At 70.3% G+C, this 23,157-nt stretch carries 27 protein-coding genes and 1 tRNA gene; 14 read left to right on the plus strand and 14 right to left on the minus strand.

Annotation, left to right across the window (positions count from 1 at the left end; translation table 11 throughout):
- The first annotated feature begins 167 nt into the window (after positions 1–167).
- Positions 168–920, plus strand: coding sequence for a creatininase family protein (locus V7Z97_RS00485; RefSeq protein ID WP_334160663.1), 753 nt, complete (start codon positions 168–170; stop codon positions 918–920).
- On the opposite strand, the gene pyrF is transcribed toward V7Z97_RS00485, so the two are convergent.
- Complete coding sequence (pyrF, locus tag V7Z97_RS00490; RefSeq protein WP_334160664.1) at positions 917–1,648, minus strand: orotidine-5'-phosphate decarboxylase; 732 nt, start codon at positions 1,646–1,648, stop codon at positions 917–919. The genes V7Z97_RS00485 and pyrF overlap by 4 nt on opposite strands.
- A 68-nt stretch (positions 1,649–1,716) precedes the next feature.
- On the opposite strand from pyrF, the gene V7Z97_RS00495 reads away from it, so the two are divergent.
- Complete coding sequence (locus V7Z97_RS00495; RefSeq protein ID WP_334160665.1) at positions 1,717–2,415, plus strand: MarC family protein; 699 nt, start codon at positions 1,717–1,719, stop codon at positions 2,413–2,415.
- Here V7Z97_RS00495 and V7Z97_RS00500 read toward each other — a convergent pair.
- Positions 2,412–3,212 carry an SDR family NAD(P)-dependent oxidoreductase gene (locus V7Z97_RS00500; RefSeq protein WP_334160666.1) on the minus strand — a complete coding sequence of 267 codons (801 nt, stop codon included), beginning with the start codon at positions 3,210–3,212 and terminating at the stop codon, positions 2,412–2,414. The genes V7Z97_RS00495 and V7Z97_RS00500 overlap by 4 nt on opposite strands.
- Before the next feature lie 190 nt (positions 3,213–3,402).
- On the opposite strand from V7Z97_RS00500, the gene V7Z97_RS00505 reads away from it, so the two are divergent.
- The 3 genes from V7Z97_RS00505 to V7Z97_RS00515 all read left to right on the plus strand — a co-directional run bounded on the left by V7Z97_RS00505 (position 3,403) and on the right by V7Z97_RS00515 (position 6,913).
- Positions 3,403–5,322 (plus strand): potassium transporter Kup, encoded by a 1,920-nt coding sequence (locus V7Z97_RS00505; RefSeq protein ID WP_334160667.1) that lies wholly within the window; start codon positions 3,403–3,405, stop codon positions 5,320–5,322.
- Between the two features lies 1 nt (position 5,323).
- Positions 5,324–5,605 carry a hypothetical protein gene (locus V7Z97_RS00510; protein WP_334160668.1) on the plus strand — a complete coding sequence of 94 codons (282 nt, stop codon included), beginning with the start codon at positions 5,324–5,326 and terminating at the stop codon, positions 5,603–5,605.
- Between the two features lie 75 nt (positions 5,606–5,680).
- Positions 5,681–6,913, plus strand: coding sequence for an argininosuccinate synthase (locus tag V7Z97_RS00515; RefSeq protein ID WP_334160670.1), 1,233 nt, complete (start codon positions 5,681–5,683; stop codon positions 6,911–6,913).
- Here V7Z97_RS00515 and V7Z97_RS00520 read toward each other — a convergent pair.
- Positions 6,910–7,110, minus strand: coding sequence for a KTSC domain-containing protein (locus tag V7Z97_RS00520; RefSeq protein WP_325459307.1), 201 nt, complete (start codon positions 7,108–7,110; stop codon positions 6,910–6,912). The two genes, V7Z97_RS00515 and V7Z97_RS00520, sit on opposite strands and share 4 nt — an antisense overlap.
- A gap of 104 nt (positions 7,111–7,214) precedes the next feature.
- On the opposite strand from V7Z97_RS00520, the gene V7Z97_RS00525 reads away from it, so the two are divergent.
- A complete protein-coding gene (locus V7Z97_RS00525; RefSeq protein WP_334160672.1) occupies positions 7,215–7,619 on the plus strand; it encodes an MAPEG family protein in 405 nt (134 codons plus the stop codon).
- A 99-nt stretch (positions 7,620–7,718) separates the two neighbouring features.
- Positions 7,719–8,303: a CC0125/CC1285 family lipoprotein gene (locus V7Z97_RS00530; RefSeq protein ID WP_334160673.1), complete on the plus strand. Its 585-nt coding sequence runs from the start codon at positions 7,719–7,721 to the stop codon at positions 8,301–8,303.
- Between the two features lie 45 nt (positions 8,304–8,348).
- On the opposite strand, the gene V7Z97_RS00535 is transcribed toward V7Z97_RS00530, so the two are convergent.
- The 6 genes from V7Z97_RS00535 to V7Z97_RS00560 all read right to left on the minus strand — a co-directional run bounded on the left by V7Z97_RS00535 (position 8,349) and on the right by V7Z97_RS00560 (position 13,432).
- The gene (locus V7Z97_RS00535) at positions 8,349–10,022 is read right to left on the minus strand and encodes an MFS transporter (protein ID WP_334160674.1); all 1,674 of its coding nucleotides are present in this window, start codon (positions 10,020–10,022) and stop codon (positions 8,349–8,351) included.
- 105 nt (positions 10,023–10,127) lie between these two features.
- Positions 10,128–11,021, minus strand: coding sequence for an EamA family transporter (locus V7Z97_RS00540; protein WP_334160676.1), 894 nt, complete (start codon positions 11,019–11,021; stop codon positions 10,128–10,130).
- Positions 11,022–11,095: 74 nt separating this feature from the next.
- Entirely contained in the window at positions 11,096–11,272 is a 177-nt protein-coding gene (locus V7Z97_RS00545) for a hypothetical protein (RefSeq protein ID WP_334160678.1), read from the minus strand.
- Complete coding sequence (locus tag V7Z97_RS00550; protein WP_334160680.1) at positions 11,269–11,856, minus strand: hypothetical protein; 588 nt, start codon at positions 11,854–11,856, stop codon at positions 11,269–11,271. Before V7Z97_RS00550 ends, V7Z97_RS00545 begins: the two co-directional genes overlap by 4 nt.
- A gap of 669 nt (positions 11,857–12,525) precedes the next feature.
- Positions 12,526–12,600, minus strand: a tRNA-Gly gene (locus V7Z97_RS00555).
- A gap of 88 nt (positions 12,601–12,688) precedes the next feature.
- Complete coding sequence (locus tag V7Z97_RS00560) at positions 12,689–13,432, minus strand: DUF6065 family protein (RefSeq protein ID WP_334160682.1); 744 nt, start codon at positions 13,430–13,432, stop codon at positions 12,689–12,691.
- An 80-nt stretch (positions 13,433–13,512) separates the two neighbouring features.
- Here V7Z97_RS00560 and V7Z97_RS00565 point away from each other — a divergent pair, with 80 nt between their 5' ends.
- The 4 genes from V7Z97_RS00565 (at position 13,513) to V7Z97_RS00580 (ending at position 15,932) form a co-directional block, all read left to right on the plus strand.
- On the plus strand, positions 13,513–14,043 hold the full coding sequence (locus V7Z97_RS00565) for a prolyl-tRNA synthetase associated domain-containing protein (protein ID WP_334160686.1): 531 nt from the start codon (positions 13,513–13,515) through the stop codon (positions 14,041–14,043).
- Between the two features lie 67 nt (positions 14,044–14,110).
- A complete protein-coding gene (locus V7Z97_RS00570; RefSeq protein ID WP_334160688.1) occupies positions 14,111–15,013 on the plus strand; it encodes a co-chaperone YbbN in 903 nt (300 codons plus the stop codon).
- A 17-nt stretch (positions 15,014–15,030) separates the two neighbouring features.
- Complete coding sequence (locus V7Z97_RS00575; RefSeq protein ID WP_334160690.1) at positions 15,031–15,693, plus strand: LON peptidase substrate-binding domain-containing protein; 663 nt, start codon at positions 15,031–15,033, stop codon at positions 15,691–15,693.
- An 11-nt stretch (positions 15,694–15,704) separates the two neighbouring features.
- Positions 15,705–15,932, plus strand: coding sequence for a Trm112 family protein (locus tag V7Z97_RS00580; RefSeq protein ID WP_334160693.1), 228 nt, complete (start codon positions 15,705–15,707; stop codon positions 15,930–15,932).
- A gap of 3 nt (positions 15,933–15,935) precedes the next feature.
- Here V7Z97_RS00580 and V7Z97_RS00585 read toward each other — a convergent pair whose 3' ends face one another.
- The gene (locus V7Z97_RS00585) at positions 15,936–17,186 is read right to left on the minus strand and encodes a UbiH/UbiF/VisC/COQ6 family ubiquinone biosynthesis hydroxylase (protein WP_334160694.1); all 1,251 of its coding nucleotides are present in this window, start codon (positions 17,184–17,186) and stop codon (positions 15,936–15,938) included.
- Positions 17,187–17,341: 155 nt separating this feature from the next.
- Between V7Z97_RS00585 and V7Z97_RS00590 the strand changes: the two genes are divergently transcribed.
- From V7Z97_RS00590 to V7Z97_RS00600, 3 genes are read left to right on the plus strand one after another with little or no spacing between them, the layout of a single operon-like run.
- A complete protein-coding gene (locus V7Z97_RS00590; protein WP_334160695.1) occupies positions 17,342–18,448 on the plus strand; it encodes an HlyD family secretion protein in 1,107 nt (368 codons plus the stop codon).
- An 8-nt stretch (positions 18,449–18,456) separates the two neighbouring features.
- Entirely contained in the window at positions 18,457–20,079 is a 1,623-nt protein-coding gene (locus V7Z97_RS00595) for a DHA2 family efflux MFS transporter permease subunit (protein ID WP_334160697.1), read from the plus strand.
- The gene (locus V7Z97_RS00600) at positions 20,079–20,687 is read left to right on the plus strand and encodes a TetR/AcrR family transcriptional regulator (RefSeq protein ID WP_334160699.1); all 609 of its coding nucleotides are present in this window, start codon (positions 20,079–20,081) and stop codon (positions 20,685–20,687) included. The genes V7Z97_RS00595 and V7Z97_RS00600 overlap by 1 nt, the downstream gene beginning before the upstream one ends.
- Here the strand turns inward: V7Z97_RS00600 and V7Z97_RS00605 are convergent.
- Genes V7Z97_RS00605 through fabB form a run of 4 tightly spaced genes read right to left on the minus strand, consistent with a single transcriptional unit; the run spans position 20,684 to position 23,149 of the window.
- Entirely contained in the window at positions 20,684–21,499 is an 816-nt protein-coding gene (locus V7Z97_RS00605) for an enoyl-ACP reductase FabI (RefSeq protein ID WP_334160700.1), read from the minus strand. The genes V7Z97_RS00600 and V7Z97_RS00605 overlap by 4 nt on opposite strands.
- Positions 21,500–21,541: 42 nt before the next feature.
- Positions 21,542–21,766 carry an oxidoreductase-like domain-containing protein gene (locus V7Z97_RS00610; RefSeq protein ID WP_334160702.1) on the minus strand — a complete coding sequence of 75 codons (225 nt, stop codon included), beginning with the start codon at positions 21,764–21,766 and terminating at the stop codon, positions 21,542–21,544.
- Entirely contained in the window at positions 21,735–21,938 is a 204-nt protein-coding gene (locus V7Z97_RS00615) for a hypothetical protein (protein ID WP_334160703.1), read from the minus strand. The genes V7Z97_RS00610 and V7Z97_RS00615 overlap by 32 nt, the downstream gene beginning before the upstream one ends.
- Positions 21,938–23,149 (minus strand): beta-ketoacyl-ACP synthase I, encoded by a 1,212-nt coding sequence (fabB, locus tag V7Z97_RS00620; RefSeq protein WP_334160704.1) that lies wholly within the window; start codon positions 23,147–23,149, stop codon positions 21,938–21,940. Before fabB ends, V7Z97_RS00615 begins: the two co-directional genes overlap by 1 nt.
- Positions 23,150–23,157 lie beyond the last annotated feature (8 nt).

The following is a 23,157-nucleotide window of genomic DNA, read 5'->3' on the forward strand; positions in this document are numbered from 1 at the left end:
CAGGTCGGCGAGCGAGGGCCGCAGATACCGCTCTCAGACCGCAGGGCGGACAAGTTGTCGCACCGCGACGTTGCGCCAGGTCTCCGGTACACGCTTGGAGTGAGCGCGCGGCGCCTATCGATCGGGGCCCCCACCGGCTATCCAGGGCGCAGAAGAGGAGCCCCCGCATGCTGCTTCACCTGTCGACCTGGGCCGAGATCGAGGACCACCTGAAGCGCTCGAAGACCGTGGTCGTGCCGATCGGCTCCAACGAGCAGCACGGCCCCACCGGCCTCCTGGGCACGGACTGGCTCTGTCCGGAGATCATCGCCCACGAGGCGCAGAAGAAGGCGCCGGACATCCTCGTGGCGCCCACCTTCAACATCGGTATGGCCCAGCATCACCTGGACTTTCCGGGGACCATCGCGCTTCGGCCGTCCACCTTCATGCTGGCGATCGGCGACTGGTGCCGGAGCCTCGCGCACCACGGCTTCGAGAAGCTCTTTTTCCTCAACGGCCACGGCGGGAACGTCGCCACCATCGAGGCGGCCTTCTCCGAGCTCTATGCGGAAGCCAGCTACGCCGGAAAGAATCGCGGCTTCGCCTGCCGCCTGAAGAACTGGTGGGAGCTGAAGGGCGTGATGGCCATCGCCAACCGCCAGTTCCCCACGGGCCACGGCAGCCACGCGACGCCCTCCGAGATCGCGGTCACCCAGTGGGCCTATCCGGACAGCATCAAGGCGGCCAACTACGCCCCGCAAGTCGCCCCAACCGGTCCGATCCGCGAAGCCATGGACTTCCGCGCCCGCTACGCCGACGGGCGCATGGGCTCGGATCCGGCCCAGGCCAGCCCCGAGAAGGGCGGCGAACTGGTGGCCGCCGCCGCCGCGGCGCTGATCGAGGAGGTCGCCGAGTTCGGCGCGGAGGCGTCCCCGTCCTAAGGCCGACCGGCCTGGGCCATCTCGGCGGCCACGCGCTGGGCCGCGCCCTGCGGGTCGTTGGCCGCGGTGATCGGGCGGCCGCAGACGATGTGCGAGGCGCCGGCCGTCAGGGCCTCCAGTGGCGTCGCCGCCCGGGCCTGGTCGTTCTTCGCCGACCAGTCGGGCCGCACGCCGGGCGTGACCACAAGGAAGTCGCGCCCGCCGAGGCTGCGGGCCAGCGCCGCCTCGTGCGGACTGGCGATCACCCCGTCGCAGCCGGCGGCGATGGCCTGGTGGATGCGGCGTTCCACGAGCGCCCGGGAACGCTCGGCGTAGCCCATCTCCTCGAGGTCGGCGTCGTTCAGGCTGGTCAGCACGGTCACCGCCAGGATCTTGAGGTCGGAGCTTCCCCGCCCGCGCACCGCCGAGGCCATGACCTGCGGCTCACCGTGCACGGTCAGGAAATCGCAGCCGGACTGCGCCAGCACGGCCGCGGCCCGCTGCACCGTGGTGCCGATGTCGTGCAGCTTCCAGTCCAGGAACACCTGCTTGCCGCGGCCCTTCAGCTCGCGGGCCAGCCCCATGCCCTCGCCGCCCGCGAACAGCTCGAGGCCGACCTTGTAGAAGCTCACCGCCTCGCCGAGGGCGTCGACCATGGCCCGGGCCTCGTCCGCAGTGGGCAGGTCGAGCGGCACGATGAGGCGCGGGTCGGCGGTCGTGGAGGCGTGTGCGAGCGCGGCGGCGGCCATGGCGAAAGGCTCCGGGCAAGCGGGACCGCGGGTGGTCCGCGCTGGGTGATTTGGGCTAAGACGCCTGCATGAGCCAGTGGGACTTCGCGGTCAACTTCTTCGTGGCGCTGTTCGCGCTGCTGGATCCGATCGGCAACGTGCCGGTGTTCGCCGCCGCCACGGCCGGGGTGCTGAGCCGCGACCGGGCGCGGATCGCCCTCTACATCAGCCTGTTCGTCGTGGGCTTCCTCACCTTCTTCTACTTCTCGGGCCTGAGCCTGCTGACCTTCTTCGGCATCTCTCAGCCGGCCTTCCGCATCGCCGGCGGGGTGATTCTGTTCATGCTGGGCCTGGAGATGGCCCGCGACGACTTCACCGCCACCTACGCCGCCGCCGCCGATCCCGAGGAGGCCGCCAGGGGCGGCCGCACCTACGCCCGCAAGCGGTTCGAGCGGATGATCGTGCCGTTCGCCATGCCGCTGCTGATCGGGCCGGGGGCGATCTCCACCGTGGTGATCTACGCCGACCAAGCGCGGACCTTCGGCCTGGCCGGCGCCGCGGTCGGCGTGGCGGTGATCACCGCGGTCTCCATCGCCACCCTGCTCGCCTTCCTTGCGACGCCCGTCATCACCCGCATCCTCGGCCGCATCGGCCTGACCATCGTCGTGCGCGTCCTGGGCCTGATCCTCTGCGCGCTGGCCGTGCAGTTCCTTCTGGCGGGCCTGTCGGACTCGACCATCGGCATCATCCAGCCCGAGGCCGCCGCCCCATACGAGAACGGCCACTAGGTCTTCCGGAAGCGGCTCCCCTGGCTGGCCATCAGCGCCAGCCCCCAGTCGTCGGGGACCAGCTTGGCGAAGGCCGCCACCGCCTTGTTCGGCGCGCCCGGCACGCAGACGGCGCGATTGGCCTCCACCGCCTCGTAACCGGCGGCCGCCACCTCGTCGGCGCCCAGCCAGGCCCAGGCCGGCGTCGACTGGCTGACCATCGCCCGCGTGCCGTTGACGTCGTGGAACTCGGAATAGGTGAAGCCCGGGCACAGGGCGCTCACGTGCACCCCCTCGTCGCGGGTCTCCAGGTGCAGGCTCTGGGAGAACTTGATCAGGAAGCTCTTGCTCGCCCCGTAGAGGGTGTGGCCGGCCGCACCCGGGATCAGTCCGGCCAGGGAGGCCACGTTGACGATCCGCCCGAAGCGCCTCGCCACCATGCCGGGCAGCACCCGGTGGGCGAGTTCGCAGGGGGCGTTCAGCATCACCTGCAGGAAGGCGGCCTGGTCGGTCCAGCGGGTCTCGGCGTAGACCCCCGGCAGGCCGTAGCCGGCGTTGTTCACCAGGAAGTCCACGGTCCGGCCGTGGGCGGTGAGGGTGTCGAGGATCTGGCCCGGTCCCTCGGGATCCGCCAGGTCGGCGGCCACACACAGGGTCTCCACGCCGGAACGCAGGCGGATCTCCTCGGCCAGCTTCTCGAGCCGGTCGGTCCGCCGGGCGGTCAGCGCCAGGTCGTAGCCGTGGCTCGCCAGGATGCGGGCGAAGGCGGCCCCGATCCCGGCCGAGGCGCCGGTCACCAGCGCCAGTCTGCGATCCATGGAGCCCTCCCGGTCAGGCCTGCGAAACTACGGCCCCGCCACGATCGTTCAAGCGCCGAGATGCTGCGCCGCAGCGTCCGCGCCGGCGCCCGTCATTGAACACCGTCCGGTTTGGGTGTATCGCGCCGGCCGCGTGACGGCATGGGGCCGCCCAAGGGGACCTACTTCACCGTGTCCCCGGAGAAGATGGATGGCTGATCCGGCCGGCGCCCTCGCCGAGGGGGCGGAGGGGACGCATCACGCGCCCAAGGACAAGTTCTGGGCCCTGGCCCTGGGCTCGGTCGGCGTCGTCTTCGGCGACATCGGCACCAGTCCGCTCTACGCCATGCGCGAGGCGCTCGCCCACAGCCGCAGCGGCGGCACGGCCGAGCTCGCCGTGCTGGGCGTGGTCTCGCTGGTCACCTGGGCGCTGATCCTCATCGTGACGGTGAAGTACGTCGTCTTCCTGATGAACGCCGACAACAAGGGCGAGGGCGGCACGCTCGCGCTCATGGCGCTGGCGCAGCGGGTCAGCCCCGGCCGGCGCTCGACGATCATCTTCCTGCTGGGCGTGTTCGGCGCGGCCCTGTTCTACGCCGACGGCATCATCACCCCGGCCGTCTCGGTCCTGGGCTCGATGGAGGGGATGAAGGAGATCCCGGGCATGGGGTCGCGGCTCGAGCCGCTCGTCCTGCCGCTCGCCGCGGTCATCCTGATCGCCCTTTTCCTGGTGCAGTCGCGCGGCACCGCCAGCGTCGCCAAGCTGTTCGGGCCGATCACCGCGCTCTGGTTCCTGGTTCTGGCCGCCCTCGGGCTCCTGCACATCGCCGACGACATCTCGGTGCTGAAGGGCCTCCTGCCGCACTACGGCGTCATGTTCCTGATCGACAATGGCTTCCTGGGCTTCGTCATCCTGGGCAGCGTCTTCCTGGCGGTGACCGGGGCCGAGGCGCTCTACGCGGACATGGGCCACTTCGGGAAGGCGCCGATCCGCGCCGCCTGGGTGGCGCTGGTGCTGCCCTCGCTGGTGCTGAACTACCTGGGCCAGGGGGCGCTCGTGCTCTCGGATCCAGAGACCCGCACCAACCCCTTCTTCGAGATGATCCCCGAGGTCGTCTACTGGCCCGTCTGGCTGCTCTCGATCGCCGCCACCGTCATCGCCTCGCAGGCGGTGATCACCGGCGCCTTCTCCATGACCCAGCAGGCGGTGCAGCTCGGCCTGTTCCCCCGCATCGACATCCGCCGGACCAGCGAGACCCAGGCCGGCCAGATCTATGTGCCGCAGGTCAACATGTTCCTGCTGATCGGCGTGCTGGTGCTGCTGGTGATGTTCCGCACCTCGTCCAACCTCGCCGCCGCCTATGGCATCGCGGTGACCGGGGCGATGTTCGTGGACACCCTGCTGTTCTTCTACATCGTCCGCTACATGTGGAAGCGGCCCGTCTGGCAGGCCGCCGCGGCGTCGGCCGCCTTCGGCTTCCTCGACCTGGTCTTCATCTCGTCCAACCTGCTGAAGATCCCGCAGGGCGCCTGGCTGCCGCTCGTGCTGGGCGCGGGTCTCGTGCTGATCATGTGGACCTGGTCGCGGGGTACGCAGATCCTCTCCGAGAAGACCCGCCGCGACAGCGTGCCCCTGCTCGAGCTCACGGACATCCTGAAGGCGCGCGCCCCGCACCGCGCCCCCGGGACGGCGATCTTCCTGACCTCGGACCCCGACACCGCACCCGTGGCCCTGATGCACAACCTCAAGCACAACAAGGTCCTGCACGAGAAGAACATCATCCTGAACGTCGAGACCACCGAGACGCCGCGGGTGGATGACGAGAAGCGCATCCGCATCGAGCCGGTGAACGACGACTTCAAGAAGGTGGTGATCTCCTACGGCTTCATGGAGAGCCCGAACGTGCCAAAGGCCCTGGGCCTCTGCCGCAAGCTCGGCCTGAAGTTCGACATCATGGCGACCAGCTTCTTCCTCGGCCGCCGCTCGGTCGTGCCGTCGGCCCAGTCGGGCATGCCGCTGTGGCAGGACAAGCTGTTCATCTTCCTGATGAAGAACGCCGCCAACCCCACCGACTTCTACAAGATCCCCCCCGGCCGCGTGGTCGAGATGGGAACGCAGGTGACGGTCTAAGGTGGTCGGGATCCTCGCCTACGTCGGGGACGCGCTCTCCGTCCTCGCGCTGTCCATCATGTTCAGCCTGTCGCTGGCCATCCACCGCGCGGACCCCAAGGCCGACCGCCTCCGCACCTGGGGCCTGCCGGTGCTGGCGGTGATGGTCAGCTTCCCGCTGGGCTACGTGGCGCGGACCTGGCCCGCGGACGCCCTGCAGGCCACAGGCATGGCCGCGGTACGGGCGCTGGCGGCCTCGCTCTTCGCCATCGCCCACCTCAGCCTGGTGCAGCGGCGCGGTTAGGCCTTGAACCCGGGGGCCTTAGGCCCTTTAAGGCCCGCGACACCCGTTCTCCCTTATCGAAAGCTACGCCCCGACATGGCCGACAAGTCCGTCAAGAAGGTCGTGCTCGCCTATTCCGGCGGCCTGGACACCTCGATCATCCTGAAGTGGCTGCAGACCGAGTACGGCGCGGAGGTGGTCACCTTCACCGCCGACCTCGGCCAGGGCGAGGAGCTGGGCCCGGCCCGCGAGAAGGCGCTGATGCTCGGCATCAAGCCGGAGAACATCTTCATCGACGACCTGCGCGAGGAGTTCGTCCGCGACTTCGTGTTCCCGATGTTCCGCGCCAACACGGTCTACGAGGGCCAGTACCTGCTGGGGACCTCCATCGCGCGGCCGCTGATCGCCAAGCGGCAGATCGAGATCGCCCGCCAGGTGGGCGCCGACGCCGTCTGCCACGGCGCCACCGGCAAGGGGAACGACCAGGTCCGCTTCGAGCTGGGCTACTATGCGCTGGAGCCCGAGATCCGGGTGATCGCGCCCTGGCGGGAGTGGGACTTCAAGAGCCGCGAGGCGCTGATCGACTTCGCCGAAAAGCACCAGATCCCGATCAGCAAGGACAAGCGCGGCGAGGCGCCGTTCAGCGTCGACGCCAACCTCCTGCACTCCTCCTCCGAGGGCAAGGTGCTGGAGGACCCGGCCGTGGAGGCGCCCGAGTTCGTGCACATGCGCACGATCGCCCCCGAGGACGCGCCCGACAAGCCGACCGTCGTCACCATCGACTTCGAGGCCGGCGACCCGGTGGCCATCGACGGCCAGAAGCTCTCCCCGGCCGCCCTGCTGACGCGGCTGAACGAGCTCGGCCACGACAACGGGATCGGCCGCCTGGACCTGGTGGAGAACCGCTTCGTCGGGATGAAGTCGCGCGGCATCTACGAGACCCCCGGCGGGACCATCCTGCTGGCGGCCCACCGCGGCATCGAGTCGATCACCCTCGACCGCGGGGCCATGCACCTGAAGGACGAGCTGATGCCGAAGTACGCGTCGCTCATCTACAACGGCTTCTGGTTCTCGGCCGAGCGCGAGATGTTGCAGGCCGCCATCGACCATTCGCAGAAGCCCGTGAACGGCCAGGTGCGGGTGAAACTCTACAAGGGCAACGTCACCGTCATCGGCCGCACCAGCCCCTATTCGCTGTACGACCAGGAGCTGGTCACCTTCGAGGAAGGCGCGGTCGCCTACGACCACCGCGACGCGGCGGGCTTCATCAAGCTCAACGCGCTGCGCCTGCGGGTGACGGCCAACCGCGACCGGCGGGTGAAGGGCTAGCTGTCGAGCTTCCGGTAGGGGTAGCGGTCGCGGATCTTCGCCTGGAAGAACCGGCCCTTCGAGCCGGACTCGCGGAACGAGCGGCAGACCTCCGCCGGCACGCCGTCGTAGGCGTAGCGCTGGCCGCTGACGAAGCGGACCAGGAGCCTCTGGTGCTCCTCGTCGTAGTCGATGGCGCGGATGGCGGTCGACGGCATGGGACGGAAACGCGGCTGGCCACGGCCGCGGTTCCCTTGCCGGGCGCAACCATGGCAGGCTGCGGCCCACGGCGAAGCCTGTTCGCCGATCGGGGGGAAATCCAATGCAGCCTCACAGCCTGGTGGGGATCGTCACCCTGCTCTCGCTCCTGCTCTATTTCGCGCTCGGCCTGAACGTGGCCCGGGCCCGCAACAAGACGGGCGTCCACGCGCCGCAGATGACCGGCCATCCGCTGGTCGAACGGGCCATCCGCGTCCAGGCCAACACCCTCGAGTGGCTGCCCATCTACCTGCCCTCGCTCTGGCTCTTCGCCCTCTACTGGAACGACCTCGTGGCGGCCGCCGCGGGCGTGGTCTGGATGGTCGGGCGGGTGATCTACGCGGTGGGCTATATGCAGGACCCGTCGAAGCGCGAGCTCGGCTTCCTGATCCAGGCCCTGGCCTGCGCGGTGCTGCTGTTCGGGGCGCTGGGGCGGGTGATCTGGATGTACGCCACCCTCGGCGCCTAGGTTTTCGCAGGGCGAAGGCGCGAAACCTCGATTGCCGCTGGGAGTTCTGCAGAATAGACCTCGTGTCGAGGGACGTTTCCGTTCGTTCGAGAACATCAGATGTCAAAGAGATCAGCCGCTCTCGCCGCCGTCCTGGCCTTGGCGGCCGGACTGGGGGCCTGCGCCACCGCGACGCCGTACCAGCCGAACCTGCCCGGCCAGCAGACCTCGGGCGGCTATTCGGAGATGCGCCTGGAGCAGAACCGCTTCCGGGTGAACTTCGCCGGGAACAGCCTCACCTCGCGCGAGACCGTGGAGGGCTACCTCCTGTTCCGCGCGGCCGAGCTGACCGTGCAGAACGGGTATGACTGGTTCTCCATCGTGGACCGGCATACCGACCGCAACGCCCGCACCTATGTGGAGCCGGATCCGTTCTACCGGCCCTGGTATGGCCCGTCCTACGGCTTCTGGCGTCCGTCCTGGCGCTACTATGGCCGCGGCTACGGCTGGCGGACCTGGGATCCGTTCTGGGGCGACCCGTTCTGGGCCGACCGGGTGGACGTGCGCACCGTCGAGCGGTTCGAGGCCGCCGCCGAGATCGTGATGGGCCGCGGGCAGAAGCCGGCCGACGACATCCGCGCCTTCGACGCGCGGGCCGTCATCGACAGCCTCCGGCCGCGCATCCAGTACCCCACGCCGCGCTAGGATGGAGACGGGGCGGTCGGCCGCGAGCCGGCCCGCCCCGCTTCCTCAGGCGTGCAGGTCGGCGTCCTTGGTCTCGCGCACCAGCAGCACCCCGACCACGAAGGTCACCGCGGCGACGACCACCGGGTACCAGAGGCCGTAGTAGATGTTGCCCGTGGCCGCGACCATGGCGAAGGCCGTGGTGGGCAGGAAGCCGCCGAACCAGCCGTTGCCGATGTGGTAGGGCAGGCTCATCGAGGTGTAGCGGATCCGCGTCGGGAACAGCTCCACCAGCATGGCGGCGATCGGCCCGTAGACCATGGTCACGTAGAGCACCAGGACCCACAGGATGGCCACCACGGCGACGGTGTTGACCTGCGCCGGGTCGGCCTTGGCGGGATAGCCCGCCGCGCTCAACATCGCGCCCATGTCCTTCTCCCAGGCGGTCCGCTGGGCGGCGAACTCGGCCTTGGGCAGGCGCTCTCCGGCGAAGGAGGCGATCACCTGGTCGCCCACCTTGACCTGGGCCACGCTGCCGGCGGGAGCAGCCTGGTTGGCGTAGGTCACGCCCGCCTTGGCCAGGTAGGACTTGGCGATGTCGCAGCTCCTGTTGAACACCGTCTTGCCGACGGGGTCGAACTGCACCGAGCAGTCGGCGGGGTCGGCGATCACGGTCACCGGGCTGCTGGCCGCGGCCTGGGCCAGCTGCGGGTTGGCCGACCAGGTCAGGGCCTTGAACAGCGGGAAGTAGGTCAGCGCCGCCAGCAGGCAGCCGGCCATGATGATCCTCTTCCGCCCGATCTTGTCCGACAGCCAGCCGAACAGGATGAAGAAGGGCGTGCCGAGCAGGAGGGCGATGGCCACCAGGGTGTTGGTGGTGGCCCCGTCCACCTTCAGCATCTTCTCGAGGAAGAAGAGGGCGTAGAACTGGCCGGTGTACCAGACCACCGCCTGGCCGGCGGTGAGGCCCACCAGCGCCAGGATGACGATCTTCAGGTTGCCCCAGCGCGCGAAGCTCTCCTTCAGCGGTTGGGTGGAGCCCTTGCCCTCGGCCTTCATCCGCTGGAACGCCGGGCTCTCCTGCAGCTTCAGCCGGATCCACATGGAGATGCCCAGCAGGAAGATCGAGACCAGGAACGGCACGCGCCAGCCCCACTCGGCGAACGCCGCCTCGCCCATGCCCTTGCGGGTGATCAGGATGATCGCGAGGCTCATGAACAGGCCCAGGGTGGCCGTGGTCTGGATCCAGCTCGTGTAGAGCCCGCGCTTCCCGGGCGGCGCGTGCTCGGCCACATAGGTCGCCGCCCCGCCGTACTCCCCGCCGAGCGCCAGGCCCTGCAGCAGGCGCAGGCCGATCAGGATGGCCGGCGCGGCGACACCGATCTGGGCGTAGGAGGGCAGCAGTCCGACCGCGAACGTGGACAGGCCCATGAGCAGCATGGTGACGAGGAAGGTGTTCTTCCGGCCCCAGAGGTCGCCGAGCCGGCCGAACACCAGCGCCCCGAACGGCCGCACGGCGAACCCGGCCGCGAAGGCCAGCAGGGCGAAGATGTAGCCCGTTGTCTCGTTCACGCCCGAGAAGAAGTGGCCGGTGATGTAGGTCGCCAGCGAGCCGTAGAGGTAGAAGTCGTACCACTCGAACACCGTGCCGACCGACGAGGCGCCGATGACCATGCGGTCGTTCCGGTCGACGACGTGCTCGGCCTCTCCGGCCTCCGCGGGGATACTCGCATTGCCCATGGGCGCCCTCCGATGCCCCCCGGTTCGCCCGGGTGGGTCGCATGGCGGAGGTTGCATGGAAGATGTCGGCTCGGGGAGCCCCTTTTGTCTTAGCGGACCGGGAATTCAGGCCGGCGGCGCGTCCGTCACCACGGCCGGCCCGCGCCGGGTCGACGACCAGGCCGAGCCGGCGGCCGCGACGATCACCGCCCCCACGCCCAGCAACTGGGCCGCCGCCATCCGCTCGTGCAACACCAGGAAGCCGAACAGGGCCCCGAAGGCCGGCTCGGTGCTGGTCAGCACGGCGAAGGTCCGCGCCGGCAGCCTGGGCAGGGCGAAGATCTCCAGGGAGAAGGGGATCGCCACCGAGACCAGGGCCACCAGGGCGGCCAGCGGCAGGAGGTGGGGCGCGAGCATGGCCGACCCCGCGTGCTGCACGCCCACCGGCAGCACCAGCACCGCGGCGATCGTCGCCGCCAAGGCGGGCGTCGAGCGACCGAAGGCCGTCGCCGCGACCCGTCCGAACAGGATGTAGCCGGCCCAGCACGCCGCGGCGGCCAGCGCTGCCGCCAGCCCCAGCGGATCCAGCCGGTCGGCCGCCAGATCGGCGCCCACCAGGTTCCAGACGCCCGCTGCCGCCAGCGCCGCCCAGAGCACGTCCACCGGGCGGCGCGACCCCAGCACCGCCACCGCCAGCGGCCCCAGGAACTGGAGCGCGATGGCCATGCCGAGCGGCAGGCGTGCGATCGCCAGGTAGAAGAACAGAATGGCGCCGGCCGAGGCCACGCCCAGGCCGAGCAGCGGAATCCAGGCGGGCTTCTCGGGCCAGTCGCGCCAGGGCCTGAGCCAGGCCAGCAGCATGGCCGAGCCCAGCACCAGGCGCATGGCCGCCGCGCCCTGTGCGCCGACCTCCGGGAACAGCCCCTTGGCCATCGCCGCGCCGATCTGGAAGGCCGCGGTCGCCGCGACGCACGCCGCCACCGGCAGCAGCCGCCCGATCGTTCCTGTCGCCGTGCTCACGCGCCCGTCCCCCGTAACGGCACATGGCCAGGCTGCGCCGAAAACTCAAGGCGCAGCGCGCCCGCTCGGCGGCGTCAGGAAACCAGCATCGGGCTGATCGGGTCGCTGGCGGGGAAGGTCTCCTCGATCGCCTGATCGAGGAGAGCCTCCTGCCGGTCGACCGTCGCGGCGCGAGCCGCGGCCGGGCGGTCGCGCCGGATCGGGACGGCCTCATGGCCCGCCCCCTCCGCGCCCCGGTAAGGCGGGATCACGCCGGAGCTCCCTGAGGGGCGACCCGGGAGAGGTCCGCCCGCCGCGCCCGCGATCCGGCCCGCGCCAGGGCGTTGGCCTTGCGCCGCAGGGGATCCACGCAGGCCAGCATCAGCGCACGGAGTTCGGGCGCGACCGGCAGCGACGGGTGGTCCCAGAACTCCGCATTGAGATTGGCCTCGACGCGCAGCACCTTCGCCAGACGGCTCGCGTCCGCCCGCTCGCTGGGTTCAGCGCGGCGCAGCGCCCAGTCGGGGGCGGCCTTGGCGACCGCGCGCGCCCGGAGGACGTCGAAGGCGGCGAACACGTGACGTCGCAGCTGGAAGCGTTCGATGGGGTTCGGCTCGCGCCGCAGCGCCTTGAGGACCGGGGAGATCGCGCCTTCAGGAGACGCGGCCGCCTCCAGCGCGAGTGCGAGTAGCTGGTCGTAGGCCAAGGGGGAGAGCCGCAGGTTCTCGGCCTCCTCGCCCAGCACCTGGGCGACGCGACCCGGGTCGAGGGAATCGGCGACCTTCGCGCGGCGGATCCCCGCTTCGGCCTGCGCCCGCGCGATCGCATCGTACAGGGGGTTCTTGAAGATGTTCATCGTGAAGACCTCGTCTTGCCGCGGCTCTGCGTCCACCGTCGGAGTGGACGTGGCGCGGCATCGCTTTGCATGGATGTTCGGCTTGGCCGGTAGGCCCAGACCCCGAGCCGTCGGTCCGGAGACCTCAGGCTCGGGGCAGGACGCCTTCGACGCGTCTACCCGCGTGGATATGCCGGGCCATGAACTGGCTGCAGGTCAACATGATGAACCAGAGATCGGGTTTGGAGAGCCCGCGGTCAACAGGGCACGCGTGACAAGTACGTGATCGACTGTGGTTGTCCGAACTCTTCCGGGTTGCTTCGCCTGCTCTATGCGAACATTTCGGCGTACACAGCCGACTGACCGCGACGGCGGGACCAACTTTTGCCGAAACAGAAGAACTCCTGTTCCGGAAGCGTCACTTCAATCCGCCGAGGAAAGGCCCATGTCCTGCGAAGTGGCCACAGACAGGAGGACCGATGATGACTTTATTGAGCCGGATCGCCGCAAGCCTGCGCGCGGCAGTCGGCGGATTCCTCGACGCCCTGCGCCTGAACGGCGAGGTGACGCGGAGGCAGGTCCGCAGGCACTTCGGCTAGGCCGACCGGCTGCGGGCCGGCGCCGCGAACGACCGGCGCCGGAAACGCAAAACGCCGCCCCGGAGGGCGGCGTCTCAGGTCTGTCGAATAATGGAGCGGGCGATGAGATTCGAACTCACGACCCCAACCTTGGCAAGGTTGTGCTCTACCCCTGAGCTACGCCCGCGCTCCGCGGAGAAGGCCCTTTCAGGCCGCCCCCGAAATTCGAGAGGCCGGCTTATGGCAGACGGCCCTCAGGTTGGCAAGCGGCCCGATCAGCCGAATTTCGGGGTCTTCAGGCGGCGCTTGTTCACATGGCCTTCGGGGGCCGGCGCATCGACCTCTTCCGGGAACTCGCCCTTGAAGTAGTAGCGCTGCCAGGCCTCCTTGGTGGCCTCGGGGTCGTTGCGGAAGATCTTCTGGTTGAACTCCGAGCGGTGCTTCTCCCAGACGTCGTACTGGTGGCGCAGCTCGGGGTCGGAATCCATCCGCCGGATCACCGGCTGGATCTCGTGCAGGGTGTGGTCCTGCAGCAGGGTGATGAAGCAGAACGGCTCGCCCTTCTCGAACCGGACCTTGCCCGGCCGGGTGAAGATCCAGTTCATCGTGAAGGGGAAGGGAAGCCAGTCGGTCTCGACCACGCCGGCCAGGGGCTGGATGCCGTCCTTCACATGGTTCGGCGGCCCCATCACCCACATCGACCAGCCCGGCGGCGTGCGGAACAGGTAGCCCGCGTGGAAGGTCAGCACCCCGTGGCTGAAGTGGGTCTGGGCGATCTTGTGGAAGTCCGGGTGCGGGTTGTCGGGCCGCAGCGTGATGTCGTGCTGGTGCGTGCCGCCGTTCCACTCGGCGGTGAATCCCACGGGGCAGAGCAGCTCCCAGCCCGAGGAGTTGGCCATCGCCAGCGGCAGGCAGCGGTAGGGGTGGCGCGCGGCGAACCGGTCCATCCAGGCCCGCTGCGGGCGGCCGGGGACGAGCTCCGGCGGGCGCTCGGTGACGGGAAAGCACTGCAGTTCCATCGGGGGTTTCTCGGGGCTGGAGGTCCGCCGACCCTTAGAGCGCGGATGGCGTCGGCGTCCAGTTCCGCTATCAGGGCGCCATGACCGACGTGAAGCCGAAGGACCGGGACGGCCTGCTGCAGTTCCTGCGGGAGACCGGCGTGGACGCCGTGACCCACGACCACCCGGCGGTGTTCCGGGTCGAGGAGGGCGAGGAGGTCAAGGCGCGCATCCCCGGCGCCCACACCAAGAACCTGTTCCTGAAGGACGCGAAGGACCAGCTCTGGCTGATCTCCGCCGAGGGGCACGCCGAGATCGACCTGAAGCGCCTGCACAAGGTGATCGGCTCGGCGCGGCTGTCGTTCGGCAATCCGGCGCTGATGGCCCAGACGCTTGGCGTCTCGCCGGGCTCGGTCACCGCCTTCGGCCTGGTCAACGACCGCGAGCGCCGGGTGCGCTTCGTGCTCGACCGGACGCTCGCCGAGGCCGAGCAGGTGAATTTCCATCCGCTGACCAACACCGCCACCACCACCGTCACCCGCGAGGGTTTCCGGCGGTTCCTGGCGGCGATCGGGGTCGAGCCCCTGGTGGTGGACTTCGAGACCATGGCCGTCGTGAAGGCGGCGCGTTGAAGCTGCCGCCTGGTGCGACCATCTTGGCGGCAAGGCGTTTTAGGATGACGAGGCGAGGGAAGCGCGGATGACGCTCATCGGGGACACCGCCGGCAAGCCGGCCGGCGACATCATCAAGGACGGCACGGACGCCAGCTTCGTCGCCGACGTCGTCGAGGCGTCGAAGACCACGCCGGTGATCGTCGACTTCTGGGCCACCTGGTGCGGCCCGTGCCGGCAGCTCGGCCCGGCGCTCGAGAAGGCCGTCACCGCCGCCAAGGGCGCGGTGAAGCTGGTCAAGATCGACATCGACAAGAACCCGGCCTTCGCCGGCCAACTGCGCGTGCAGTCGATCCCGGCGGTGTTCGCCTTCGTGGACGGCCGGCCCGTGGACGGCTTCATGGGCGCCCTGCCCGACAGCCAGGTGAAGCAGTTCGTCGACCGCCTGGCCAAGCAGGGCGAGGGCGGCGCCTCCCCGGTGGACGACATCCTCGACATGGCCCGCGAGTCCCTGGAGCTCGGCGACCTCGGCGGCGCCGCCCAGGCCTTCGCCGAGGCCCTGCGTCATGATCCACAGAACGTGAAGGCCATCGCCGGCCTCGCGCGGGTCTACCTCTCGTCCGGCGACACCGAGCGGGCGCAGGAGATCCTGGCCATGGTCCCGGAAGGCGCGAAGGACGCCGAGCTCGACAGCGTCCGCGCCGCGCTCGCCCTGGCGGCCGAGGGCGACGCCGAGACCGCGGAGTTCGAGCAGCGGCTGGCCGCCGACCCGGCCGACCACGAGGCGCGCCTGGAGCTCGCCAAGGCCTTGGCCGGCCGCGGCGAGATGGAGGCGGCGGTCGACCACCTCCTGCGGATCATCGAGGCCGACCGCGAGTGGAACGACCAGGCGGCTCGCAAGCAGCTGCTGACCATCTTCGAGGCGGCCGGCCACGCCTCCGAGGTGGCGAGGCAGGGCCGGCGCCGGCTGTCGGCGATCCTCTTCAGTTGACGCGCAAGGGCAAGACCATGGCGCCTTACCGGCGGACCGCCGACCTGCCCCAGGTCATCCCGGTGTTCCCGCTGGACGGGGCCCTGCTGCTGCCGGGCGGCGACCTGCCGCTGCAGATCTTCGAGCCGCGCTACCTCAACATGATCGACGACGTCATGGCCGGGGACCGGATCGTCGGCATGATCCAGAGCAAGGCCGGCGGCGACCGCACGCGGCCCAAGCTGGCCGACGTCGGCTGCGCGGGCCGGATCACCAGCTACGCCGAGACCTCCGACGGCCGCTATCTGATCACCCTGACGGGCATCTGCCGCTTCGAGGCCGGCGAGGAGCTGAACCTGCGCACGCCCTACCGCCAGCTCCGGGCCCACTACGACAGGTTCGAAGCCGACCTCAGCGAGGACGAGGACGCCGAGGCCGAGGAAGGCGCGCGCAGCCGCTTCGCCAAGGCGCTGAAGCGCTACCTGAACCGCCGGGAGCTGGACATCGACTGGGAGACCGCCAGCGGCGCCCCGCTGGAGGCGCTGGTCAACAGCCTGGCCATGGGGCTGCCGTTCGGCCCGGCCGAAAAGCAGGCGCTGCTCGAGGCGCCCGACCTGAACGGCCGGTTCGACGCGCTCACCACCCTTCTGGAGATCGACGCCCTCGAGGACGGCGATGACGGCGGCCATTCGGTGCAGTAGAAGGAGCCGCCATGAGCGAGCCCTCCGCGCCTGAAACCGCCGTTCCCGAAACCCCCGCCGTGGAGGTGGACGTCGATCCGCGCCTGCTGGAGGTCCTGGTCTGCCCGGTGACCCACGGCCCGCTGGAGCTCGACCGCGCGAAGGGCGAGCTGGTCAGCCGCCGTGCGAAGCTGGCCTATCCGATCCGCGACGGCGTGCCGATCATGCTGCCGGAAGAGGCCCGCGAGCTTTCGGAATAGGGCCTACAGCGGCTCGCCGCGCAGCAGCCTGGGCAGGTCGCCCACCGCGCCGCCGGCCTCCTGCATGAAGAACCGCCGCGCCGGACCGATGCGGTTCACCGCCGCCATGCCGGCGCCGCGGGCCAGCCGCATCACCGGATTGTCGTTCGAGAACAGCCGCACGAAGAGGTCCATGCCGGCCGAGAGCGTGACGGTGTCGAACCTGCGCCAGGCCGCGTAGCGCTCCAGCACAGCCTCCGAGCCGAAGTCCTCACCCAGGCGGCAGGCCTCCACCACCACCTCGGCCAGCGCCGCGGCCCCCTTCAGCCCCAGGTTCAGCCCCTGGCCGGCGATCGGGTGCACGCCGTGCGCCGCGTCGCCCAGCAGGGCCACGCGCGGCGCCACCAGCCGCTCGGCGAGCTGCAGGCTGAGCGGATAGGTGAACACCGGCCCCTCCACCACCGCCTCGCCCAGGTGGTCGCCGAACCGGCGCTGCAGGTGGGCGTGGAAGACCTCGGGCCGCGCCGCCTTCAGCGCCGCGGCCCGGGCCGTGCTCTCGGTCCAGACCAGGCTCGCCCGGTCGTCGGTGAGCGGCAGGATCGCAAACGGGCCGCCGGGCAGGAAGTATTCGTGGGCCACGCCGTGGTGCGGCCGGGCGAGCCGCACGGTGGCGACGACGCCGGTCTGCCGGTAGTCCCAGCCCAGGACGCCGATGCCCGCCGCCTGGCGGATCACCGAGCCGCGGCCCTCGGCCCCGACCACCAGCGGCGCGGTCAGCACACGGCCATCGGCCAGGGTGACGGTCGCGGCGCGGGCGTCGAAGGTCGCCGAGACCACCCGGGCGGGCGCCAGCACCGGGATGCCGGCCGTCTCGACGCCCGCCGCCAGGGCGGCGCGGGTATGGCGGTTCTCCACGAGGTAGCCGAGCGGTTCGCCGTCCGCCCGGTCGGCGATCTCGGCCGCGTCGAACCGCAGGAAGAAGGCGGTGGGCCCGCCGGCCGCCGCGCCGGGGGTGCGGCCGTCGGTGACCAGGATCTGCTCGATCCTCTGGGCGTGCGGCTCCAGCGCCCCGGCGAGGCCGAGCGCCCGCCACTGGCGGAATGCGGCGAAGGCGATGGCGGAGGCCCGCCCGTCGAAGGCCGGTGCGACCTGGCTGTCGAAGGCCACCGGATCGATCAGCACGACCTTCAGGCCCGCCTGGTGGAGGGCCAGGGCCAGGGTGGCGCCGGCCATGCCGGCGCCGGCGATGATCACATCCGCGTCGTGGGCGCTCATGCGGCGGATAGGCCACGGACCGGGCCTCCCGTCCAGCCGCCGAAGGATTTCTGGACGCCTGCGTCCATTGTTCACTTGCGCTTTACGCCGGCCGGTCCTAGCTGGAAATGAACGATGGACTCCGACGTCCATCTTTGGCTTGCCGGGGTTGTGTGATGGCGGGGCTTACGAGACAGCGACTGGTTCCCCTCGTGGTCGGCGGCGTGACCGCGGTGGCGGTGGCCGCCGGCGGCGCGGTCTGGTGGACCGGCAAGCAGCGCTTCGAGACCACCGACAACGCCTTCGTCCAGGCCGACAAGGTGTCGGTGGCGCCGCTGGTCGACGGCTATGTCGCGGAGGTGCTGGTGGAGGACAACCAGCCGGTCCAGGCCGGACAGGTGCTGGTGCGGATCGATCCGGCGACGCTCAAGGCGAGGCTCGCCCAGGCCGAGGCCAACGCCGCCGCCCTGGAGGCCGCCGTGGCCCAGGTGGACGACAAGGCCCGCCTCGAGCAGGCGATGATCGCCCAGAAGGCCGCCGGCGTCGAAAGCGCCCGCGCCCAGGCGAGCCTCGCCCAGGCCGAGCTCTCCCGCTACGGCGCCCTCGCCCAGTCCGGCTGGGTCTCGGCCCAGCGGGCCCAGACCGCCCGCGCCGCCCAGCAGCAGGCCGCCGCCGCCGTCGCCCAGGCCCAGGCCACCCTGGAGGCCGAGCGCCGCACGGCCGAATCCCTGGGCTCCGCGCGCGCCCAGACCCTCGCCCAGGCCGCCGCCGCCCGCGCCGCGGTCGAGCAGACCCGCATCGACCTCTCACGCACCGAGATCCGCGCGCCCGTGAACGGCGTGGTGGGCGCCCGCGGCGTGCGTCCGGGCCAGTACGTCCGGCCGGGCGGGACCCTGATGAGCGTGGTTCCGTTGGGCGAGGCCTTCGTGGTGGCCAACTTCAAGGAGACCCAGGTCTCACGCCTGCGCATCGGCCAGCCGGTGGAGATCCGCGCCGACGCCTTCGGCAAACAGACCCTGAAGGGCCGCATCGACAGCTTCGCCCCGGCGACCGGATCGGAGTTCGCCCTGATCCCCGTGGAGAACGCCGTCGGCAACTTCACCAAGATCACCCAACGCCTGCCGGTGAAGATCGCCGTGGACCGCACCGAGCCGCTGGCCGGCGCCCTGCGACCCGGCCTGTCCGTCGCGGTGAAGGTGGACGTCACCCAGGACACCGGGCCCAGCTTCGCCGAGTCCGGCCAGCATCCGGCCCGCTTCGCGCGCCGCGGAACCCAGCAGTAGCGCGCGCCATGAGCGACGCCGCCATCCCGTCGGGGAAGCGGCCGCCCGCGGCGGCCGAGGCCCATGCCTTCATGGGCGCGGACGGCCAGCCCGTGGACTGGGTGAAGGTCTTCCTGGGTTTCGGCGGCATGGTCATCGGCCAGTTCATGGCGATGCTGGACATCCAGATCGTCGCCAGCTCGCTCGTGCAGATCCAGTCCGGCATCGGCGCCACCGCCGACGAGATCAGCTGGGTCCAGACCATCTACCTCCTGGCGGAGGTGGTGATCATGCCGCTCACGGCCTACCTGACCAAGATGTGGGGGACGCGGTCCTTCTACGTCATCGCGGTGGCCGGCTTCATCGTCACCTCGGTGGCGGTGGGCCTGTCGTCCAGCGTCGGCATGATGATCTTCTTCCGCGCCGCGCAGGGCGTCTTCGCCGGGGCGATGATCCCGCCGATCTTCGCCACCGCCATGACGGTCTTCCCGCCGGAGCGGCGGATCACCGCCAACGTCATCGTCGGCCTGATCGTGACCCTGGCGCCGACGGTGGGCCCCACGCTCGGCGGCCACCTGACCGACGCCCTCAACTGGCGCTGGCTGTTCTTCATCAACGTGCCGGTCGGCTTCCTGGTGATCTTCCTGGTCGGGCGCTACGCGGACTTCGACAAGGGCGATCCCAGCCTCTCCAAGGGCATCGACTGGACGGGCCTGGTCCTGATGACCGTCTTCCTGCTCTCCCTGCAGTATGTGCTGGAGGAGGGCGCCAGCGAGAGCTGGTTCCAGGACGACGTGATCCTGTGGCTGACGGTGCTGGCCGCGCTGACCGGCGCCGCCTTCATCTGGCGGCAGCTCACCTACTGGCAGCCGATCGTCTCCCTGAAGCCGTTCCGCGACCGCAACTTCGCCCTCGGCGCCCTGATGACCTTCGTCACCGGCGTCAGCCTGTTCGGCGGCACCTTCCTCCTGCCGATCTTCCTGGGCCAGGTGCGCGGCTACTCCGCCGCCGAGGTCGGCACCACCATGCTGGTTTCCGGGCTCACCATGTTCCTGTCGGCGCCGATCGCCGGGCGGGTGGTCAGGATGGTGGACGCGCGCATCGCCATGGTGCTGGGCTTCGCGCTTGCCGCCTGGGGCATTCAGCTCGGGGTGCGGGTCACCGACGAGTGGGGCTTCTGGGAGTTCTTCACCCTGCAGGTGGCCCGCGGCCTCGGCACCATGATCGCCATGATCGCCTCCCAGCAGATGAGCGTCTCCACCCTGCCGGTCAGCATGATGAAGGACGCCTCGGGGCTGATTAACCTGCTGCGCAACGTGGCCGGGGCGATCGGCCTGGCGATGATCACCACCATCCTCACCCACCAGACGGCGGTGCACTACGCCGACATCGCCGCGGCGGCGAACACCGCCAATCCGGCCAGCGCCGGCATGCTGGAGGGCCTTACCCAGATGATGGCCGCCAGCGGCATGGCCGATCCGGAAGGCGGCGCGGCCAAGGCCTTCTCCATGCTGCTGCACCGCCAGGCCTCGGTGCTGAGCTTCGGCGACGCCTTCCTGTTCCTGGCCGCGGGCTGCTGGTTCGCGGTCGGCCTGGCCTTCTTCGCCAGGCCGGGCAAGGCCATGGCCTCCGGCGGATCGGGAGGCCACTGATGCCCCGCGTCGCCGGCCAGATCGACCTCGCCAAGAGCGAAGCCATCCTCGACGCGGCCGTCGAGGTGCTGGCCGAGCGCGGCGCCTCGGCCTCGCTCGAGGAGATCGCGCGGCGGGCCTGCGTCTCCAAGCAGACGATCTACAACCACTACGGCTCCAAGGCCGAGCTGGTGCGGGCGCTCACCGAGCGGCGGGTGCACGAGATCACCGCGGCCCTCGAGACGCCCGGCGCGGTGGAGCATCCGGCGGAGGCCCTGGCGGACTTCGGCCGCGCCCTGCTGGGCGGCATCACCCGCGCCCAGAGCATCGCCTTCATGCGCACCGCCATGGCCTCGGCCGTGGACATGCCCGACGTGGGCCAGGCGCTGTTCGAGGCGGGCCCGCGCACCAGCCGTCGGCGCCTGGCGTCCTTCCTGGAGCTGGAGACGGTCGCCGGCCGGCTGAACTGCCCCGACCCCATGGAGGCGGCCGAGTTCTTCGCCGGGATGGTGCTGGGCTCCTACCAGACCGCCGCCCTGCTGGGCGTCGACAAGAACCTCGACGAGGCCAGGATCGACCGCATCGCCACCGAGGCGGCGCGGCGGTTCCTCAGGGCCTACGCGCCCTAGCCTTCCTCGTCGTCGGTGAAGCCCATGATGTGGAAGCCGGCGTCCACGTGGATCACCTCGCCGGTGGTGGACTTGCCGAGGTCGGACATCAGCCACAGGGCGCAGCCGGCGACGCCCTCCATGGAGGTGTCCTCCTTCATGGCGCTGAGCGAGCGGCCCTTGGCCAGCATGCCCCGGCCGCCCTGGATGCCGGCCAGCGACAGGGTGCGCATGGCCCCCGGCGACACGGCGTTGACCCGGATGCCCTTGGGCCCCAGGTCGCGGGCGGCGTAGCGGGTCGCCGCCTCCAGCGCCGCCTTGGCCACGCCCATGGTGTTGTAGTTCGGGATCGCCCGCTCCGAGCCCATGTAGGTCAGGGTGACGATCGAGCCGCCGGTCTCCGGCATCAGCGCCGCGGCGCGCCGGGCGCAGTCCACGAAGCTGAAGGCCGAGATGTTCAGCGCCCGCAGGAAGCCCTCGCGGGTGGTGTTCTCCACGAACGAGCCCTTCAGCTCGTCCTTGTTGGCGAAGGCGATGGCGTGGAGGAAGAAGTCGATCTCGCCGAAGGCGTCCTTCACCGTGGCGAAGGCCGCGTCCATGGAGGCGTCGTCGGTGACGTCCACGGGCGCCAGCGTCTTCACCCCGATGCTTTCGGCGAGCGGCTGCACGCGCCGCTCCATGCCCGGCAGGTGCAGGAAGGCCATCTCCGCGCCCTGGGCCGCCAGTTGGCTGGCGATCCCCCAGGCGATGGACTGGTGGTTGGCCACGCCGGTGATCACCCCGCGCTTGCCCTTCATCAGCTCGCCCTTCGGCATCTGATAGTCGTCGGCCACTTTGGCGTCTCCCGTCGGTTCTGTGCGGTGGGTTGTGGCGGATCAGGCCTTCGGTGTCACCCCCGCCGCGGCGGCCGGCAGGGCGTCGGGATCCAGGCCCATGGCGCGCACGCGGGCCTCCCAGCGCTCCAGCGCGCGTTCGTAGTAGTCGAAGATGCAGGGGTCGCAGCCGCGCCCGCAGCACATCTCCTCGTCGGGCCGCTCGGGCCGGCGCGGGACCGCCCCGGACAGGGCCTCAGCCCCGCCGGGCGCCGAGGCCGGCGACAACGGCCAGCACCAGGAGACCCAGGGAGCACCCCATCATCACCCCGGTCAGCACGTCGCCTGAGAGGCCGAAGGCCCCGGCCGCCAGCTGATCGCGCGTGGTGACCCCGATCACCAGCAGGGCCATGCCGGCCGCCACCAGGGCTCCGACGTTCGAGGTGGGCTTGCCGGCCATCAGACCCGGGCCATCACCAGGCAGCCGTTCGTCCCGCCGAAGCCGAATGAGTTGCTCATCACCGTCTCGAGCTCGCGGTCGATGCGCTTGCGCACGATCGGCAGGTCCTCGAACGCCGGGTCCAGGTTCTCGATGTGGGCGCTCTCGCAGGCGAAGCCGTTGTTCAGCATCAGCAGCGAGTAGATCGCCTCCTGCACGCCCGCAGCGCCCAGGCTGTGGCCGGTCAGCGACTTGGTGGACGAGATCAGCGGGGCCTTGTCGCCGAACACCGCGCGGACCGCCTCCATCTCCTTGATGTCGCCCACAGGCGTCGAGGTGCCGTGCGGGTTGAGGTAGTCGATGGTCCGGCCGCCTGCCGTGGACATGGCCAGCTTCATGCAGCGCGCCGCACCCTCGCCGGACGGGGCCACCATGTCGTAGCCGTCCGAATTGGCCGCGTAGCCGACGATCTCCCCGTAGATCTTCGCGCCGCGGGCCTTCGCGTGCTCGTACTCTTCGAGGACCAGGATCCCCGAGCCGCCGGCGATCACGAAGCCGTCCCGGTCGCGATCGTAGGCGCGGCTGGCCACGGCGGGCCGGTCGTTGAAGTTCGAGCTCATCGCGCCCATGGCGTCGAACAGGTTGGACAGCGTCCAGTCGAGCTCCTCGACCCCGCCCGCGAACACCAGGTCCTGCTTGCCCATCAGGATCTGCTCGTAGCCGTTGCCGATGCAGTGGGCGCTCGTCGCGCAGGCCGAGCTGATCGAGTAGTTGATCCCGCGGATCTTGAACCACGTCGCCAGCACGGCCGAGGGGCCGGAGCTCATCGCCTTCGGCACCGCGAACGGCCCGATCCGCTTCGGGCCCTTGGTGCGGGTGGTCTCCGCCGCCTCGACGATCACCCGGGTGGAAGGGCCGCCCGAGCCGACCACCAGGCCGGTGCGCTCGTTGGAGATGTCGGCCTCCTCGAGGCCGGCGTCGGCGATCGCCTGCTCCATGGCGATGTGGCCGTAGGCCGTGCCCTGGGCCAGGAAGCGGGCCGCGCGGCGGTCCACCAGGCTTTCCCAGTCGATCTGCGGGGCGGCGTGCACCTGGCAGCGGAAGCCCAGCTCCGCATACTCCGGCGCGGCGGAAATTCCCGACCTGGCCTCACGAAGCGAGGCCAGAACCTCGTTGGCGTTGTTGCCGATGGACGAGACCACGCCCATTCCGGTGACGACGACGCGACGCATGTGTCCTT

Source organism: Phenylobacterium sp. (genome assembly GCF_036821595.1).
GTDB lineage: Bacteria > Pseudomonadota > Alphaproteobacteria > Caulobacterales > Caulobacteraceae > Phenylobacterium.